Origin of the sequence: Cupriavidus sp. USMAHM13 (genome assembly GCF_001854285.1) — a bacterium.
In the GTDB taxonomy this organism is placed as follows: domain Bacteria; phylum Pseudomonadota; class Gammaproteobacteria; order Burkholderiales; family Burkholderiaceae; genus Cupriavidus; species Cupriavidus malaysiensis.
This window is the reverse complement of record NZ_CP017751.1, coordinates 713,366-728,323: the sequence shown is the minus strand read 5'-3', so window position 1 is coordinate 728,323 and position 14,958 is coordinate 713,366. Positions and strand designations below refer to the sequence as shown.

The window sequence follows — 14,958 nt, the reverse complement described above, 5'->3', positions numbered from 1 at the left end:
GGCGATGCCGGCGCCGGCCTCAGGCCAGCGCGCGTGCGATCAGGATCTTCTGGATGTCGCTGGTGCCTTCGTAGATCTGGCAGACGCGCACGTCCCGGTAGATGCGCTCGACCGGGAAATCGCTGACATAGCCATAGCCGCCGAACACCTGGATGGCATCCGAGCAGACGCGCTCGGCCATCTCGCTGGCGAACAGCTTGGCCATGGCCGCCTCCTTCAGGCACGGCCGGCCGGCGTCGCGCAGGGAAGCGGCATGCCAGACCATCTGCCGCGCCACCTCGATGCGCGTGGCCATCTCGGCCAGGCGGAACTGCACCGCCTGGTGCTGGAACAGCGGCTGGCCGAAGCTCTCGCGCTCCTTGGCGTAGGCCAGCGCCGCCTCCAGTGCCGCGCGCGCCATGCCGACGCTCTGCGAAGCGATGCCGATGCGCCCGCCCTCCAGGCCGGACAGCGCCATCTTGTAGCCGCCGCCCTCCTCGCCCAGCAGGTTGGCCGCCGGGATGCGGCAGTTCTCGAAGACGATCTGGGCGGTGTCCGACGAATGCTGGCCGAGCTTGTCCTCCAGCCGCGCCACCACGTAGCCGGGCGTGCCGGTCGGCACCAGGAAGGCACTGATGCCGCGCTTGCCGGCGGTCTTGTCGGTCACCGCCAGCACGATGGCCACGTCGGCATGCTTGCCGCTGGTGATGAACTGCTTGACGCCGTCGAGCACGTAGTGGTCGCCGTCGCGGCGCGCCGTGGTGCGCAGCGCGGAGGCATCGGAGCCCACATGGGGCTCGGTCAGGCAGAAGGCGCCCAGCATCTCGCCGCGCGCCAGCGGCACCAGCCACTGCTGCTTCTGCGCTTCGCTGGCGAAGGCCATCAGCATGCTGCACACCGGGCAGTTGTTGACGCTGATGACGGTGGAGGTGCCGCCGTCGCCGGCGGCGATCTCTTCCAGGATCAGCGCCAGCGACAGGTAGTCGAGCCCGGCGCCGCCATAGGCTTCCGGCACCGCCACGCCATAGGCGCCGAGCGCGGCCAACTGGCGGTGCACGTCCTTGGGAAAGGTGCCGTCGCGGTCCCACTGCGCGGCGCGTGGCGCGATCTCCTGTTGCGCGAACTGGCGCACGGCATCGCGGATCATTTCCTGTTCGGGGGTCAGCAGCATGTTGCTCTCGGTCGCTTTGGGTCGCTTGGGGTCGCTGTCCGTCAAATAGAGCGGCTGGCAGGCGGGACCGTCACGGCCCCGCCGTGCCGGGCTCACCAGGGCAGCTCGGCGCCGTCGTAGGCGTGGAAGCTGCCGTTGTCGGCCCGGCTCGCGCCGGCCAGCACGCGCCGCATGCCGCCCACGCTGTCTTCCACCGCGAGGTCGGCCCCGCTCCCGCCCATGTCGGTGCGCACCCAGCCCGGGTGCAGCGCGACACAGGTGGCCTGGCGCGCATCCAGCGACACGCACTTGAGCACGGCATTGACCGCGGCCTTGCTGGTGCGGTAAAGCCAGCTGCGGTTGCTGTCCATGGCGCCGATGCTGCCCATGCGCGACGACAGCACCGCCAGCACGCCGCCCTGGCCGCCGCGGCCGGCCTCGACCAGGGGCAGCAGCAGCGGCAGCGCCATCATCGGCCCGAGCACGTTGACGTGCATGACCTCGTCGAAGTCCTGCTGCTGCACGGGCTGTGCGCCCTCGCTGCGCGGGCCGATCACGCCGGCGTTGTAGATGGCCACGTCGACGGCTTCGCCGTCGAGCTTCCAGCCCAGGCCGGCCACCGCGGCCGGATCCGTCAGGTCGACGCGGTGCGCTTCGGCGCCGAGCGCCTGCAAGGCCTCGATGCCGGCCTCGCTGCGCGCGGTGGCGATCACGCGATGGCCGTCGGCGCGGTACTGGCGCACGAACTCCAGGCCGATGCCGCGCGAGGCGCCGAGAATGAGGACTGTGGACACGGATGGGCTCCTAGATCAGGGAAGGGGTTGCACGGGGCCGGCGGCACGCCGGCCCGCCGAAAAGATCCGCACGGCGCCGGCCCGCTGAGGCCGGCGCCGCACCTGGCTCAGACCAGCTCGATGCCGACCGCGGTGGCTTCGCCACCGCCGATGCACAGGCTGGCCACGCCGCGCTTGCCGCCGGTCTTGCGCAGCGCGCCGATCAGCGTGGTCATGATACGCGCCCCCGAGGCACCGATCGGATGGCCCAGCGCGCAGGCGCCGCCGTGGATATTGACCTTGTCGCGCGGGATCTCCAGGTCGTGCATGGCCGCCATCGGCACCACCGCGAAGGCCTCGTTGATCTCGAACAGGTCGACGCTGCCGGTGTTCCAGTCGAGCTTGCGGTACAGCTTGGCGATCGCCTCGACCGGCGCGGTGGTGAACCAGCCGGGCGCCTGCGCATGGGTGGTGTGGCCGAGCATGCGTGCCAGCGGCACCAGGCCGAGGCGGGCCGCGGTGGATTCGCGCATCATCACCAGCGCCGAGGCGCCGTCATTGATCGACGAGGACGAAGCGGCGGTGATGGTGCCGTCCTTGGCGAAGGCCGGCTTGAGCGACGGGATCTTGTCGAGCTTGATGCGGCGCGGGCCTTCGTCGGTGTCGATCACCGTGTCGCCGCCCTTGCCGGACACGGTCACCGGCGTGATCTCCCAGCGGAAGTCGCCAGCCTCGGTGGCCTGCTGGGCGCGGCGCACGCTCTCGATGGCGAAGGTGTCCTGCTGCTCGCGCGTGAAGCCGTACTTGGCCGCGCAGTCCTCGCCGAAGGTTCCCATGGCGCGGCCCTTGTCGTAGGCATCCTCGAGGCCGTCCAGCATCATGTGGTCATAGATCATGCCGTGGCCGATGCGGTAGCCGCCGCGGCCCTTGGGAATCAGGTAGGGCGCATTGGTCATGCTTTCCATGCCGCCGGCCACCGCGATCTCGAAGGAGCCGGCCAGCAGGCCGTCGAACACGTTCATGGCCGCACGCATGCCGGAGCCGCACATCTTGTTGACCGTGGTGCAGCCCACCGACAGCGGCAGGCCCGCGCCAAGCGCAGCCTGGCGCGCCGGCGCCTGGCCCTGGCCGGCCGGCAGCACGCAGCCGAACACCACTTCCTCGACCTGCTCCGGCTTGAGGCCGGCGCGCTCCACCGCGGCGCGGATGGCGGCGGCGCCGAGCTGCGGGGCCGTGAGCGAGGCGAACTCGCCCTGGAAAGCGGCCATGGGCGTGCGCACGGCCGATACGATGACGATAGGGTCTTGCATCTTCTGTCTCCTTGGGATGGGGAATGGGGGATGGGGGATGGGGGCGACCGGGCGGCCGGCAGCGCCTTCAGCGGATCGACGCCTGCGGCGGCTCGCCGAACTGGCGGTAGGCCGCCTGCGTCTGCGCCAGCAGTTCCTCGTTGCTGCTGGCGGCCATGCCGAGGTCGCGCAGCAGGCCGTCGGATACGCCGTAGATCCAGCCGTACACCGTCACTTCCTGGCCGCGCGCCCAGGCATCCTGCAGCACGGTGGTGTGGCAGATATTGCCGACCTGCTCTATCACGTTGAGCTCGCACAGCCGCGTATGGGCATCCTCCTCACGCAGGATGGTGCCCAGGTAGGCCTCGTGCTTGTCGGCCACGTCGCGCACATGGCGCAGCCAGTTGTCGGCCAGGCCGATGCGCTCGCGCTTGAGCGCGACCTTGACGCCGCTGCAGCCATAGTGGCCGACCACGGTGATGTGGCGCACCTTGAGCACATCGACCGCGAACTGGATCACCGCCAGCGCGTTCAGGTCGCTGTGGGCGATCACATTGGCGATGTTGCGGTGGACGAAGACCTCGCCCGGCGCCAGGCCGAGGATCTGGTTGGCGGGCACGCGCGAGTCGGAGCAGCCGATCCACAGGTACTCCGGCGCCTGCTGGTTGGCCAGGCGCGTGAAGAAGGCGGGGTCTTCGGCATTGACGCGGTCCACCCACTCGCGGTTGTTGCGGAACAACTGGGCGATGGCCTCACTCATGCTGCCCTCCTTGCCTGCGGCTCGCCGCCGGCGCGGGGCGCCGGGCTGCCATAGCGGTTGATGAAGCGTTCCGATGTCTGGTAGGCATAGAAATCATGAAGATGGCCGGCCAGCAGCCGGTCCTTTTGCGCCTGCCACATGGCAGGGTCGAAGAAGTCCTCGTGGTGCCGCAGGAAGGCGGCGCGCACGCGCGGGTCGCCGAGCAGGAAGGTACGGTACGTTTCCGGAAAGATGTCGTGCGGCCGCACGGTGTACCAGATCTCGCCGGACATTTCCTCCTCTTCGTTGCGGGGCTGCGGCACATGGCGCACGTTGCAGTCGGTCAGGTACTCGATCTCGTCATAGTCGTAGAACACCACGCGCCCGTGGCGCGTGACGCCGAAGTTCTTGTACAACATGTCGCCCGGGAAGATGTTGGCGGCGATCAGTTCCTTGACGGCGTTGCCGTACTCGATGATGCCGTGCTCCACCTGCGCGTCGCTGCCCTCCTGCAGCCAGAGGTTCAGCGGGGTCATGCGGCGCTCGATGTACAGGTGGCGCACCACGATTTCCTCGCCGCCGTCCTTGGCGCGCTGGTACTCGACCATCGACGGCGCATGCCGCTCCAGTTCGCGCACCAGCGCCTCGTCGAAGCGCGACAGCGGGAACGCCACGCCGGAATACTCGAGCGTGTCGGCCATGCGTCCGACCCGGTCGTGCTGCTTGACGAGCTGGTACTTGGACTTGACCTGCTCGCGGGTGGTTTCCTTGGGTGCCGGGTAGAAGTCCTTGATCACCTTGAACACATAGGGAAACGACGGCAGCGTGAACACCAGCATCACCAGGCCCTTGATGCCCGGCGCGACAATGAACTTGTCCGAGGAATGCTGCAGGTGATGGAGGAAATCGCGATAGAAGAGATTCTTGCCCTGCTTCTGCAGCCCCAGCGAGGTGTAGATCTCCGCGCGCGGCTTGCGCGGCATCAGGTCACGCAGGAAAGTGACGTAGGCCGACGGGATCTCCATGTCGACCAGGAAGTAGGAGTGCGAGAAGGAGAACAGGATCAGCACCTGCTCCTTGTCCAGCAGCACGGCGTCCAGCGCCAGCCCGCCCGAGGGGCCATGCACGATGGGGATCACCAGCGGGTAGCTGCGGTCGCCGTTGAGCACGCGCCCGATGATGAAGGCAGTCTTGTGGCGGAAGAACAGCGAGGACAGCACATGCACCTGGAAATTGGGCGCGATGCGGAACTCGCCGAACTGTTCGCCGATCGCGCGCACCACGTAGCCGATGTCGCGCGGCAGGTCTTCGAACGGCCGCTCGAGCTGGAAATTGTGGACGATGCGCTCGAAGCAGGCGGCCATGCCTTCGCGGCTGCCGGGATAGTAGGCGCGGTAGGTCGGCCGCGTCGGCGACTCCTCGTTCTCGATGTACTCGGTCGAGATGGCCGGGCGCACGAAGATGAAGTCGTTGTTGAAATAGGAACGGTGCAGCAGGCGCGTGCACACCGAGTTGAAGAAGGTCTCGGCCAGTTCGGGCTGGTGGTGGTTGGTCAGCAGCCCGATGTAGTGCAGCTTGATCTGCTGCCAGATACCGTTCTCGATGCGCTCGGCGTCGTACTCATCCTCCAGGATCAGGCTGGTCTCGCGCACGCGCTCATTGTAGAAGTCGATGCGATCACGCTGGATCTGCTGCAGGCCCTGCCAGTCGCCGGCCTCGAACCTTGCCTTGGCCTGCTGCCCGGCCTCGCGGAACAGCCGGTAATGCTTGTCGAAGCCGTCGAGCATGGTCCGCGCCACATCGAAGGCGATCTGCGACGAGAGCAGCTTGGGAAAGTGGGACATGGCGGGCGCGGAAACGGCGGCGGTACGGGAATTGTAATGGGGTTCGTTCGCGGCTTCGCGCCGGCGCGCGCCGTGCGGGCCGGGCCGGCGGCCCGCGCGGCGGCGGCGCCTCGTCCGCCGCGTTGCCTCAGACGTGATCCAGTGTGCGCACCACGCACAAGGTCATCAACATGGTCGCCACAGCCTTGCGCCGCCCGCCGCTCTCGGTGAAAACGTCGCCCTGGGCCACGATCAGCGTCCGCCCCGGCTTGACCACCCGGCCCACCGCCACCAGGCGCTCACCCTGGGCCGGCGACAGCAGGTTGATCTTGTACTCGGCGGTCAACCCGGCCTCGCCCTCGCCCACCACCGACAGCGCCGCATAGCCACAGGCGCTGTCCGCCAGCGCGCCGACCGCGCCGCCATGGAAGAAACCGTGCTGCTGGGTGACGCGCTCGGACCAGGGCATCGCGATCTCGACCTCACCGTGCGCGACCCGTGTCAGAGTGGCGCCGAAGGTGGTCATCAGGCCCTGGCGCGCGAAGCTGGTGGCGATCGCGTCGGCGCGCTGCGCGCCGAGGGTCTGGGGTTCGGGCGGGATGGAAGCGTCGGGCAAGGCGGTCATAGGGAAATCCTGGTTCGTCCGGCATCCGTGGAAGCCGCTCTATTTTATTGACGTTTACGTAAACGTCAACTTGATTGCCGCAGCCGGCCTGGAGCGATCCTCCGGCATCCGCGTGAGAGCGCGTGAGAACCTCTGCGCCGGGCGATAAGAGCCGGATCAGGCTCGTGCCGGCCGCTGCCCCCGCAGCTGCTCCTGCAGCAGGTCACGGCAATGGCGCTCGTGCTGGTCGATCTCGGCCAGTTGGGCCTGCAGGTCTTCCAGCTGCCGCTGGAGCGCGCCGCGATGGTCCGCCAACGCATGCAGGAAACGCTCGAGCTGCGGCACCGTATCGCCAGGCGACTCATACAGATCCAGTATCTCGCGGATCTCATTGAGAGTGAGTCCCAACCTTTTTCCACGCAGCGTCAACTTCAGGCGGGTCCGCTCACGCGCGCTGTAGACCCGCGTGCGGCCGCCGGAGCCGGTCCGCTCCGGTGCCAGCAGACCTTGGTCCTCGTAGAAACGGATGGCGCGCGGCGTCACCTCGAACTCGCGCGAGAGCTCGGTGATGGTGTAGGTCGTGGTCTGGCTGGATGACATGAGGCTTCGAAAAAATGAACGGTCGTTCGATATGTAATGAAGTTTTCGCTTAAGATGGACGACGCGCCGTTCGGATTGACGTTAACGTTAGCGTCAAGCCCGGCGGCTGGCAACCGCGGGAGACAACCCACCCGGATCGGCCGCGGCCACGACAGCAAGCACCACGAGAAGCCCGCCCGCCGGCAAGCGCCGGCCCAGCAAGCGCAGGGCTCAAGACCAGCGAGACTCCCCATGAACGCACTCGAACACCAACTCCAATACCCGTTCGGCGACACCATGCCCGAGCCCGGCACGCGGCAGCAGGTGGCCCCCGGCGTGTACTGGCTGCGCATGCCGCTGCCGTTCGCGCTCGACCACATCAACCTGTGGCTGCTGCGCGACCGCCTCGACGGGCGCGACGGCTGGACCATCGTCGACTGCGGCATCAGCAACGACACCATCCAGGCCAACTGGGAGAAAGTGTTCGCGAACGAACTGGAGGGCCTGCCGGTGCTGCGCGTGCTGGTCACGCACTGCCACCCCGACCACGTCGGCCTGGCGGCCTGGCTGTGCAAGCGCTGGGACGTGCGCCTGTGGATGAGCCTGGGCGACTACATGAGCGCGCGCGTCATGGGCGGCGGCAATGGTGCCGGCTCCAATGCCGGCGGCGACTTTGCCGCCAGCCACTTCGCCCGCCACGGCCTGAACGACCCCGACAGCCTGGAGAAGCTGCGCGCGCGCAAGAGCTACTACCCCTCGCTGGTGCCTGACCTGCCCACCCAATACCGCCGCCTGATGGATGGCGACACCGTGGCGATCGGCGCCGACCCGGCCAGCGCCGGCTGGCGCGTGATCACCGGCTACGGCCACGCGCCCGAGCACGTGGCGCTGTACAACGACGCCACCGGGGTGCTGATCTCCGGCGACATGGTGCTGCCGCGCATTTCCACCAATGTCAGCGTGTTCGACATGGAGCCGGAGGGCAATCCGCTCAAGCTCTACCTCGACTCGCTCGGCAAGTACGAGGGACTGCCCGCGGAGGTGCTGATCCTGCCGTCGCACGGCCGCCCCTTCCGCAACCTGCACACGCGCATCCTGCAGTTGCGCGAGCACCACGTCGAGCGGCTGGCCGAGACCCTGGAAGCCTGTGCCGCCAAGCCGTGCAGCGCGCACGACATCGTCGGCGTGATGTTCCGCCGCCAGTTCGACATCCACCAGATGACCTTCGCCATGGGCGAGGCACTGGCCCACCTGCATCTGTTATGGCACGAGGGCCGCGTGGTGCGCCGGCTCGATGCCGACGGCGTGATCCGCTTCAGCGCGGCGTGAGCGCCGGCGCCGGGCCGGTCCCGGCGCCCTCAGGGCCGCCGCCCTCAGGCCTGGCGCGCGAAGGCCGCCAGGTAAGCGATGCCGTCGATGGCGCGGCTGCCGTACCAGGAAACCATCTCGCCATCGATCGGCAGCACCGGCATGCCGAGCTGGCGCTCGAGCGCATCGGCGTGGTCTTCGGTGAAGCGGTAGGGCTCGCTCGCCAGCAGCACCAGGTCGAGCTGGCGCACCAGCGCCTCGCTCCAGCGGAAGCTGGGATAGCGCGCGCCGGGCGCATTGGGGCGGGCACAGTCGCCGCCGGCGCAGGCCTCCCCCGCTGCCGCCGCCAGCTCCGCCGGCGGCCAGGTCTGCCAGCCGACCAGGGACAGCATGCGGCTGATATAGGTGTCGCGCGACACCGTCATCCAGGGATCCTGCCAGATCGCGTAGAGCACGCGCCGGGCCGGCCAGGACTGCGCCCGCACCGCGGCCAGCGCCGCCTCCAGCCGGCCGCACAGGGCCTCGACTTCGCGCTCGCGCGCAAAGATGCCGCCGAGCAGCCGGTACAGTGTCAGGTTATCTTCCGGCGCACAGGGATGGGTGACGATCACGTGCGGCACGAAGGCACGGATGGCCTCCACCGTCTCGCGCCGGTTCTCATCGACATTGACCACCACATGGGTCGGCGCCAGCGCGCGCAGGCGCTCCAGCTGCACGTCCTTGGTGCCGCCGACCTTCGGGACCGCGCGCACCTGCGGCGCCGGATGGACGCAGAAGCCCGTGCGCGCCACCAGTTGCGGCCCCAGGCCGAGCGCCCACAGCAGTTCGGTGATGGACGGTACCAGCGAGGCGATGCGGGCGCCCGCGCCGGCGCGCCCGTGCGCCTGGCCGGCGGCGTCGCGCCACATCAGGCGGAAGCGCCGGGTGGCGGCGCGCTGCCCGGGTCCGGCTTGCGCGGCTTGCGCGGCGCGCGGGCGGCCAGGGCATCGTAGAGCCAGCGCGGCAGCACGTGCAGGATGCCCGCCACCACGCCCATCTGCCAGGGAACGACGGCGAAGCGCCGCCCCGCCGCGATGGCCCGCACGGCCTTGCGGGCGAACACGTCCGCATCCATCAGGAAGGGCATGCGGTAGGGGTTGTGCGCCGTCATCGGCGTGCGGATGTAGCCGGGCGCGATGGTGACCACGCGGATACCGTTGGCGCGCTCTTCCAGCCGCAGGCTTTCCAGCAGCTTGATCACCGCCGACTTGGAGGCACTGTAGGCGCCGGCGCCCGGCAGCCCGCGCACGCCGGCCACGCTGGCGATGCCGACCAGCGTGCCGCGCCAGCCACCGGCGCCGCGTTCGGCGGCGCGCATCGGCTGCAGGAACGGCTGGAAGGTGGTGAGCACGCCGAACCAGTTGGTGTCCATCACCAGGCGGAAGGCAGCCAGGTCCTCTCGCTCGCCGGCCACGGTGCCGACGGAAACGCCGGCATTGGCGACGACGATGTCGGGACAGCCGAAATGGTCGAGAAAATCCTGCGCGGCCGCTGCCATCGCGTCGGCATCGCGGACGTCGGCGGCGTAGACGCGCGCCGCGTTGGGGTTGGGCAGGCTCGCGGCGAGTTCCCGCAAGGCCGCCTCGCGGCGGCCGACCAGCCCGAGAATGGCGCCGCGGGCGGCGTATTCCCTGGCGAGCGCCTGGCCCAGGCCGCTGGAAGCACCGGTGAGGAAGACCTTCTGGGCTCGCATCGGGATCGGGTACTCCGGAGGATCCGGGGGGATCGGGGCGATCCCGGAATCCGGACCGGCAAAGCGGGCCGCGTCGCGCGGCCCGCGCCGCATCACATCTTCTTGTCGCGCACGCCGGTGACCAGGAAGTCCATGGCCTGGATGGCCGCGGCCTTGCTGCCTGCGATGGACGGCGAGGTCTCGTACTTGCCCTGGATCACCACGGTCGGCACGCCGTCGATCTTGTAGGCATCGGCAATCTTGTTGGCACGCTGCGAATTGGTATTGACCGAGAACGAGTTGTAGGCGTCGAGGAAGGCCTTGCGGTCGATGCCGTTCTTGGCCATCAGGTCGGCGATCTCGTTGGGATCGACCATGCGCTTGCGGTCGACGTGGATGGCATTGAAGACCTTGGCGTGCATGGCGTCGAGCTTGCCGAGCGCCTCCAGCGCATAGAAGATCTTGGTGTGCGGCAGCAGGTCGTCGCGGAATGCCACCGGCACGCGCTTGAACACCACGTCCTTGCCCTGGCGCTTGACCCACGCCTCGAGTTCGGGCTCGAAGTCGAAGCAGTGCGGGCAACCGTACCAGAAGAACTCGATCACCTCGACCTTGCCGGCCGGCGCGGCTTGCGGGTTCTTCAGCACCTGGTAGTCCTTGCCTTCGACGGGCACGGCCTGGGCGGGTGCGGACATCAGCAGGCCGCTGACAGCGGCAAGCATGGCAAACAGGGCGGCGAATTTCTTCATGTTGCGCGGATCTCGAGTTGGGACGATGAGCCTATGACAGCGGCGGGGCGCCGCGGTTCAGCGCCCCGCCGTCAAACCCCTAACGCTACTGCCGGGTGAAACGGATGACAGAAGCCTCGAAGCCGGCCGCCTGCAGGCGGTCGCGCACGCGGTTCATGTCCTCGATCTTGTTGAACGGCCCGAGCCGGACGCGGTACATCTTGACGCCGTTGACATCGCGGTCGGTGACCTTGGCCTCGAAGCCCTGCATGGCGAGGTTGGCCTTCTGGCGGTCGGCGTCGTCGGGCGAGCGGAAGGCGCCGACCTGCAGCAGGTAGCCGGCCGAAGAGCGATTGGCATCGGCCATGGCGATCTCGGCGATCGGGTCGGCCACGGGCTTCTCGGCGGGACGGGCTGCCTGACGGGTGTCGGCCGGCTTCTCCGCCGGCTTTTCCGCGGGCTTCTCCACCGGCCTGTCGGCAGGCCTTTCGGCGGGCTTGTCGGCAGGCTTCTCGGCAGGCCTGTCGGCGGGCCGCGCCGGCGTCAGCTGCGCATGCCGCTCGGGCACCGGCGCCACAGCGGTGCCGGCGCCGGGCGTGCTGCCCTGGTCGGCCTGCGGCTCCTGCTCGGCAGGGCCGACCGGCTTGGGCGGCGTCTTGCTCCAGAGCGGCGTGTTCGGGTCCGACGGCGCCTGCTGCGGGGCCTGCGCCGGGCTCGGCAGCGTACTGACGACGTTGCCCGGCTCGCTGGGCTTGGGCGCCGGCGCCCCCTTCTGCTGGAAGGGCGCGGGCGACTTGGTGATGTACAGGGCCACCACCACCGCGATGGCCAGACCGATGATCAGGCCGAGCACCAGGCCCAGGAACGTACCGCCGCGCTGCGAATCGCGGCGGCCTTGGCGCGTGGCGCGCTTGCGTTGCTGTTGCATGAAGTCCTCTTGCATGTTGCCGGGATTATAGAGCCACTCCGGCAGCAGGCATCATGACAGATCGTTACCGGCCGCGCTGCCCCGCGCGGCGCGGCGCCTTACATGCGGCGCGGGGCGGAGACGCCGATCACCGCCAGGCCGTTGCGCAGCACCTGGCGGGTGGCCGCCAGCAGGGCCAGGCGGGCACGCTTGACCGCTTCGTCGTCGACCAGCACGCGGTCGGCGTTGTAGAAGGCGTGGAAGTCGCCGGCCAGGTCGCGCAGGTAGAAGGCGACCGCATGCGGCGCCAGCTCGCCGGCGGCGGTGGCCAGCATGTCGGGGAACTCGGCCAGGCGCCGGCCCAGCGCGAGCGCCTGCGGACCGGCGTCGGCGCCGGTCACGGCGGCCAGTTCGTCGTCGCTCAGGCGCGCCAGCTCGACCAGGCGCGCCTCCCAGTCGGCACCGGCCCACGACTCGAAGATCGAGCAGATGCGGGCATGTGCGTACTGCACGTAGTACACCGGGTTCTCGTCGTTCTGCTTGAGCGCCAGGTCGATGTCGAAGACGAACTCGGTATCGGCCTTGCGCGACAGCAGGAAGAAGCGCACCGCGTCGCGCCCGCGCGCGAAGTGGGCCGGCCACTCCGCCACGCCGGCGTCCAGGCAGCCGCGGATGGTCTCGTCGCCGCCGTTGCTCCACTCGATCAGGTCGCGCACGGTCACGTAGGAGCCGGCACGCTTGGAGATCTTGACCTCCTGGCCGTCCTTCATCACGGTGACCATCTTGTGCAGCACGTAGTCGGGGTAGCCCTTGGGGATGCCGATGTCCAGCCCCTGCAGGCCGGCGCGCACGCGGGCGATGGTGCCGTGGTGGTCACTGCCCTGCACGTTGATGACCTTGGTGAAGCCACGCTCCCACTTGGTGGTGTGGTAGGCCACGTCGGGCACGAAATAGGTGTAGGTACCGTCGCTCTTCTTCATCACGCGGTCCTTGTCATCACCGTCGTCCGTGGTACGCAGCCACAGCGCGCCTTCGCTCTCGTAGGTCTTGCCCTTGGCCACCAGCGACTGCACCGCGGCCTCGACGCGGCCGTCGCTGTACAGCGACGACTCGAGGTAGTAGCGGTCGAAGCGCACGCCGAAGGCCTGCAGATCGATGTCCTGCTCGTTGCGCAGGTAGGTGACGGCGAAGCGGCGGATCGACTCCATGTCCTCGACGTTGCCCGAGGCGGTGACCGGCTCGCCATCCGAGGCGCTGACGGTCCTGCCGGCCAGGAAATCGGCGGCGATGTCGGCGATGTAGTCGCCGTTGTAAGCGGCCTCGGGCCAGGCTGCGTCGCCCGGCTTGTGGCCACGCGCGCGCGCCTGCACCGACACGGCCAGGTTCTGGATCTGCACGCCGGCGTCGTTATAGTAGAACTCGCGGTGCACGGCATAGCCCTGCCATGCCAGCAGGTTGGCCAGCGCGTCGCCGAGTGCCGCCTGGCGGCCGTGGCCCACGTGCAGCGGCCCGGTCGGGTTGGCCGAGACGAACTCGACCAGCACCTGGCCGTTGACGCCACGCATCTGCGCGCCGTAGTGGTCGCCCTCGTCCAGCACCGCGCGCAGCACCGCGGCCTTGGCGGCGGGCGCCAGGCGCAGGTTGATGAAGCCGGGGCCGGCGATCTCCATCGCCGCGACCAGGCCGGCCGCGCGCGGGTCGGCCTGCACGGCCTCGACCAGGCGCTGGGCCAGCTCGCGCGGGTTGGTCTTCAGCGTGCGCGCCACCTGCATGGCGAGGTTGCAGGCCAGGTCGCCATGCGCGGCCGCCTTGGGCCGTTCGAAGGCGACGGCCGGCAGGACGGTGTCGGCCGGCGCGAGCGCGCGCACGGCATCGGTGAACGCGGCGGCGAGAGTGGAGGTCTGAACAGGCAGCATGGGTGTCTTGGCCCTGGGCGGCACCACTCGGCAAGTGGACGCCGCGTCGCGTGGCAGGTTTCGAATTGCGGAACGCGGAATTTTATCAGGTGCTATGCTGACACCATGCTCCGGCCGTCGCAGCCATCCCGGCCGCACTTCCGGGGCGCCTCCCCCAGGAAAGGAAACATCATGCTGATCACCTTCAAATCCCACGCGGCACAGGACCTGATCATGATGAAGGACCTGGCCATCACCCTGCTGGGCATCATCGGCAAACAGCTCGGGGAACGCGGGGTGATCACCAGCGAAGAGATGCCGCGCGCCATCCAGAAGCTGGAAGCCGCCGTCAGCGACGCCAAGCGCGCGCATCCGGCGGAGTCGGCCGTCCATCCCGGGCAGGAAGAGGATCAGGACGAACCCCTGCACCTGGGCCAGCGCGCCTTCCCCTTCCTCGACATGCTGCGCGCCTCCCAGCGCGAAGGCGCGGATGTCATGTGGGGCGTCTAGCGCCGGCGCCGGCGCGCGTGGCTCAGTCGCGCCGGCCTGACCACAGCAGCAGCATCGCGCAGGCCCCTGCCAGCGCAGCCACCCCCAGCGCCGTCCACGGCGCGGTGGCGACCCGCTGCTCCACCCCGGCGATCGAATCATTCACCCGCGCGCCGGCCAGCCGCGCGCCTTCGCGCACCTGGCCGCCCAGCTGCCCGGCCAGTGCGCTCGCGCGCGCCTGCAGCCGCGCGCGGCTCTGCGCGGCCTCGGCCGAGCCCTCGCTGGCCATCACGGCGATCGTGCGCTCGAGCTGGGCCAGCAGATCGCGGGCCTGTTCGGAGACCGGCTGCGCGGCGGCGCGGGCCTCGCGCGCCGCCCGGCGCACCTCGCGCGCGGTGTCCTGCGCGCTGTCGGCCAGGTGTCGGACTTCCTTGCGGAGCTCTGGGTGTCGGTTCAGCATGTCGACCTCGTTTGGTGGCAGGAAGAAAAAGGCAGGCGAAGCGCGCCGCCGTCCTCAGTGGCTCACCAGGCCGAGCACGAGGGTGACGGCCGCGACCACCAGGAACACGAAGAACAGGATCTTGGCGATCTCGACGGCGCCCGCGGCGATGCCGCCGAAGCCGAACAGGGCCGCGACCAGGGCGATGACGAAGAAGACGACGGCGTAGTGCAGCATGGTTGGACTCCCTGCAGTTGAGCGTGGACGCCTGCGCGGCCCGCGCTATTTCAGCGCCCTGAAGACCGTGACCCCGAGCAGCTGGCACACCGCGAACAGCACCAGGAAGATGAGGCAGAGCAACTTGGCAATGCCCGCCGCGCCGGCCGCGATGCCGCTGCTGCCGAGCAGGCCTGCCAGCAGCGAAGCCAGCGCAAAGACGAGCGCCCGCTTCCGCATCGTCGCCTCCTGTGCCAGGATGAAGCGCGCCGCCGGGATGGCCACGCGTATGAGGCTACTGTAGAGAGAGCGGCCGGCCGCCGGCAGCG

Annotated in this window: 17 protein-coding genes; 2 read left to right on the top strand and 15 right to left on the bottom strand. The window is 69.2% G+C overall.

Annotated features, from left to right (window positions below; genetic code table 11):
• Window positions 1-19 precede the first annotated feature (19 nt).
• The 7 genes from BKK81_RS03235 to BKK81_RS03205 form a co-directional block, all read right to left on the bottom strand.
• Window positions 20-1,150 (bottom strand): acyl-CoA dehydrogenase family protein, encoded by a 1,131-nt coding sequence (locus BKK81_RS03235; protein WP_071010734.1) that lies wholly within the window; start codon window positions 1,148-1,150, stop codon window positions 20-22.
• A 92-nt stretch (window positions 1,151-1,242) separates the two neighbouring features.
• On the bottom strand, window positions 1,243-1,923 hold the full coding sequence (locus BKK81_RS03230) for an SDR family oxidoreductase (protein WP_071010733.1): 681 nt from the start codon (window positions 1,921-1,923) through the stop codon (window positions 1,243-1,245).
• A gap of 107 nt (window positions 1,924-2,030) precedes the next feature.
• Window positions 2,031-3,212: an acetyl-CoA C-acetyltransferase gene (locus tag BKK81_RS03225; protein WP_071010732.1), complete on the bottom strand. Its 1,182-nt coding sequence runs from the start codon at window positions 3,210-3,212 to the stop codon at window positions 2,031-2,033.
• Between the two features lie 67 nt (window positions 3,213-3,279).
• Entirely contained in the window at window positions 3,280-3,951 is a 672-nt protein-coding gene (gene can / locus BKK81_RS03220; RefSeq protein WP_071010731.1) for a carbonate dehydratase, read from the bottom strand.
• Window positions 3,948-5,774: a bifunctional isocitrate dehydrogenase kinase/phosphatase gene (gene aceK, locus BKK81_RS03215; protein WP_071010730.1), complete on the bottom strand. Its 1,827-nt coding sequence runs from the start codon at window positions 5,772-5,774 to the stop codon at window positions 3,948-3,950. The genes can and aceK overlap by 4 nt, the downstream gene beginning before the upstream one ends.
• Window positions 5,775-5,901: 127 nt before the next feature.
• Window positions 5,902-6,378, bottom strand: coding sequence for a PaaI family thioesterase (locus BKK81_RS03210; RefSeq protein ID WP_071010729.1), 477 nt, complete (start codon window positions 6,376-6,378; stop codon window positions 5,902-5,904).
• A 156-nt stretch (window positions 6,379-6,534) separates the two neighbouring features.
• Window positions 6,535-6,957, bottom strand: a complete 423-nt coding sequence (locus BKK81_RS03205) for a MerR family transcriptional regulator (protein ID WP_071010728.1) — start codon at window positions 6,955-6,957, stop codon at window positions 6,535-6,537.
• A 231-nt stretch (window positions 6,958-7,188) separates the two neighbouring features.
• On the opposite strand from BKK81_RS03205, the gene BKK81_RS03200 reads away from it, so the two are divergent.
• Window positions 7,189-8,265, top strand: a complete 1,077-nt coding sequence (locus BKK81_RS03200; RefSeq protein ID WP_071010727.1) for an MBL fold metallo-hydrolase — start codon at window positions 7,189-7,191, stop codon at window positions 8,263-8,265.
• Between the two features lie 44 nt (window positions 8,266-8,309).
• On the opposite strand, the gene BKK81_RS03195 is transcribed toward BKK81_RS03200, so the two are convergent.
• The 5 genes from BKK81_RS03195 to argS form a co-directional block, all read right to left on the bottom strand.
• Window positions 8,310-9,152 carry a helical backbone metal receptor gene (locus BKK81_RS03195; protein WP_071010726.1) on the bottom strand — a complete coding sequence of 281 codons (843 nt, stop codon included), beginning with the start codon at window positions 9,150-9,152 and terminating at the stop codon, window positions 8,310-8,312.
• Window positions 9,152-9,976 (bottom strand): SDR family oxidoreductase, encoded by an 825-nt coding sequence (locus tag BKK81_RS03190; protein ID WP_071010725.1) that lies wholly within the window; start codon window positions 9,974-9,976, stop codon window positions 9,152-9,154. The genes BKK81_RS03195 and BKK81_RS03190 overlap by 1 nt, the downstream gene beginning before the upstream one ends.
• A 92-nt stretch (window positions 9,977-10,068) precedes the next feature.
• Window positions 10,069-10,704: a thiol:disulfide interchange protein DsbA/DsbL gene (locus tag BKK81_RS03185; RefSeq protein WP_071010724.1), complete on the bottom strand. Its 636-nt coding sequence runs from the start codon at window positions 10,702-10,704 to the stop codon at window positions 10,069-10,071.
• Between the two features lie 85 nt (window positions 10,705-10,789).
• Window positions 10,790-11,611 (bottom strand): SPOR domain-containing protein, encoded by an 822-nt coding sequence (locus tag BKK81_RS03180; protein ID WP_071015991.1) that lies wholly within the window; start codon window positions 11,609-11,611, stop codon window positions 10,790-10,792.
• 98 nt (window positions 11,612-11,709) lie between these two features.
• The gene (argS, locus tag BKK81_RS03175; protein WP_071010723.1) at window positions 11,710-13,506 is read right to left on the bottom strand and encodes an arginine--tRNA ligase; all 1,797 of its coding nucleotides are present in this window, start codon (window positions 13,504-13,506) and stop codon (window positions 11,710-11,712) included.
• Between the two features lie 171 nt (window positions 13,507-13,677).
• Between argS and BKK81_RS03170 the strand changes: the two genes are divergently transcribed.
• Complete coding sequence (locus tag BKK81_RS03170) at window positions 13,678-13,995, top strand: DUF1840 domain-containing protein (RefSeq protein WP_071010722.1); 318 nt, start codon at window positions 13,678-13,680, stop codon at window positions 13,993-13,995.
• 22 nt (window positions 13,996-14,017) lie between these two features.
• Here BKK81_RS03170 and BKK81_RS03165 read toward each other — a convergent pair whose 3' ends face one another.
• From BKK81_RS03165 to BKK81_RS03155, 3 genes are read right to left on the bottom strand one after another with little or no spacing between them, the layout of a single operon-like run.
• The gene (locus tag BKK81_RS03165) at window positions 14,018-14,434 is read right to left on the bottom strand and encodes a hypothetical protein (RefSeq protein WP_071010721.1); all 417 of its coding nucleotides are present in this window, start codon (window positions 14,432-14,434) and stop codon (window positions 14,018-14,020) included.
• Between the two features lie 54 nt (window positions 14,435-14,488).
• The gene (locus tag BKK81_RS03160; protein ID WP_071010720.1) at window positions 14,489-14,650 is read right to left on the bottom strand and encodes a DUF1328 domain-containing protein; all 162 of its coding nucleotides are present in this window, start codon (window positions 14,648-14,650) and stop codon (window positions 14,489-14,491) included.
• A gap of 45 nt (window positions 14,651-14,695) precedes the next feature.
• A complete protein-coding gene (locus tag BKK81_RS03155) occupies window positions 14,696-14,914 on the bottom strand; it encodes a DUF1328 family protein (RefSeq protein WP_418235877.1) in 219 nt (72 codons plus the stop codon).
• Between the last annotated feature and the right edge of the window lie 44 nt (window positions 14,915-14,958).

Excerpts from the sequence above, each read along its gene's own strand:
- BKK81_RS03185 (WP_071010724.1), bottom strand. The coding sequence starts at position 10,704 with ATGAAGAAATTCGCCGCCCTGTTTGCCATGCTTGCCGCTGTCAGCGGC.
- BKK81_RS03170 (WP_071010722.1), top strand. The coding sequence starts at position 13,678 with ATGCTGATCACCTTCAAATCCCACGCGGCACAGGACCTGATCATGATG.
- BKK81_RS03205 (WP_071010728.1), bottom strand. The coding sequence starts at position 6,957 with ATGTCATCCAGCCAGACCACGACCTACACCATCACCGAGCTCTCGCGC.
- BKK81_RS03200 (WP_071010727.1), top strand. The coding sequence starts at position 7,189 with ATGAACGCACTCGAACACCAACTCCAATACCCGTTCGGCGACACCATG.
- can (WP_071010731.1), bottom strand. The coding sequence starts at position 3,951 with ATGAGTGAGGCCATCGCCCAGTTGTTCCGCAACAACCGCGAGTGGGTG.
- BKK81_RS03160 (WP_071010720.1), bottom strand. The coding sequence starts at position 14,650 with ATGCTGCACTACGCCGTCGTCTTCTTCGTCATCGCCCTGGTCGCGGCC.
- BKK81_RS03210 (WP_071010729.1), bottom strand. The coding sequence starts at position 6,378 with ATGACCGCCTTGCCCGACGCTTCCATCCCGCCCGAACCCCAGACCCTC.
- BKK81_RS03190 (WP_071010725.1), bottom strand. The coding sequence starts at position 9,976 with ATGCGAGCCCAGAAGGTCTTCCTCACCGGTGCTTCCAGCGGCCTGGGC.
- BKK81_RS03165 (WP_071010721.1), bottom strand. The coding sequence starts at position 14,434 with ATGCTGAACCGACACCCAGAGCTCCGCAAGGAAGTCCGACACCTGGCC.
- BKK81_RS03195 (WP_071010726.1), bottom strand. The coding sequence starts at position 9,152 with ATGTGGCGCGACGCCGCCGGCCAGGCGCACGGGCGCGCCGGCGCGGGC.
- BKK81_RS03180 (WP_071015991.1), bottom strand. The coding sequence starts at position 11,611 with ATGCAACAGCAACGCAAGCGCGCCACGCGCCAAGGCCGCCGCGATTCG.
- argS (WP_071010723.1), bottom strand. The coding sequence starts at position 13,506 with ATGCTGCCTGTTCAGACCTCCACTCTCGCCGCCGCGTTCACCGATGCC.
- BKK81_RS03235 (WP_071010734.1), bottom strand. The coding sequence starts at position 1,150 with ATGCTGCTGACCCCCGAACAGGAAATGATCCGCGATGCCGTGCGCCAG.
- BKK81_RS03225 (WP_071010732.1), bottom strand. The coding sequence starts at position 3,212 with ATGCAAGACCCTATCGTCATCGTATCGGCCGTGCGCACGCCCATGGCC.
- aceK (WP_071010730.1), bottom strand. The coding sequence starts at position 5,774 with ATGTCCCACTTTCCCAAGCTGCTCTCGTCGCAGATCGCCTTCGATGTG.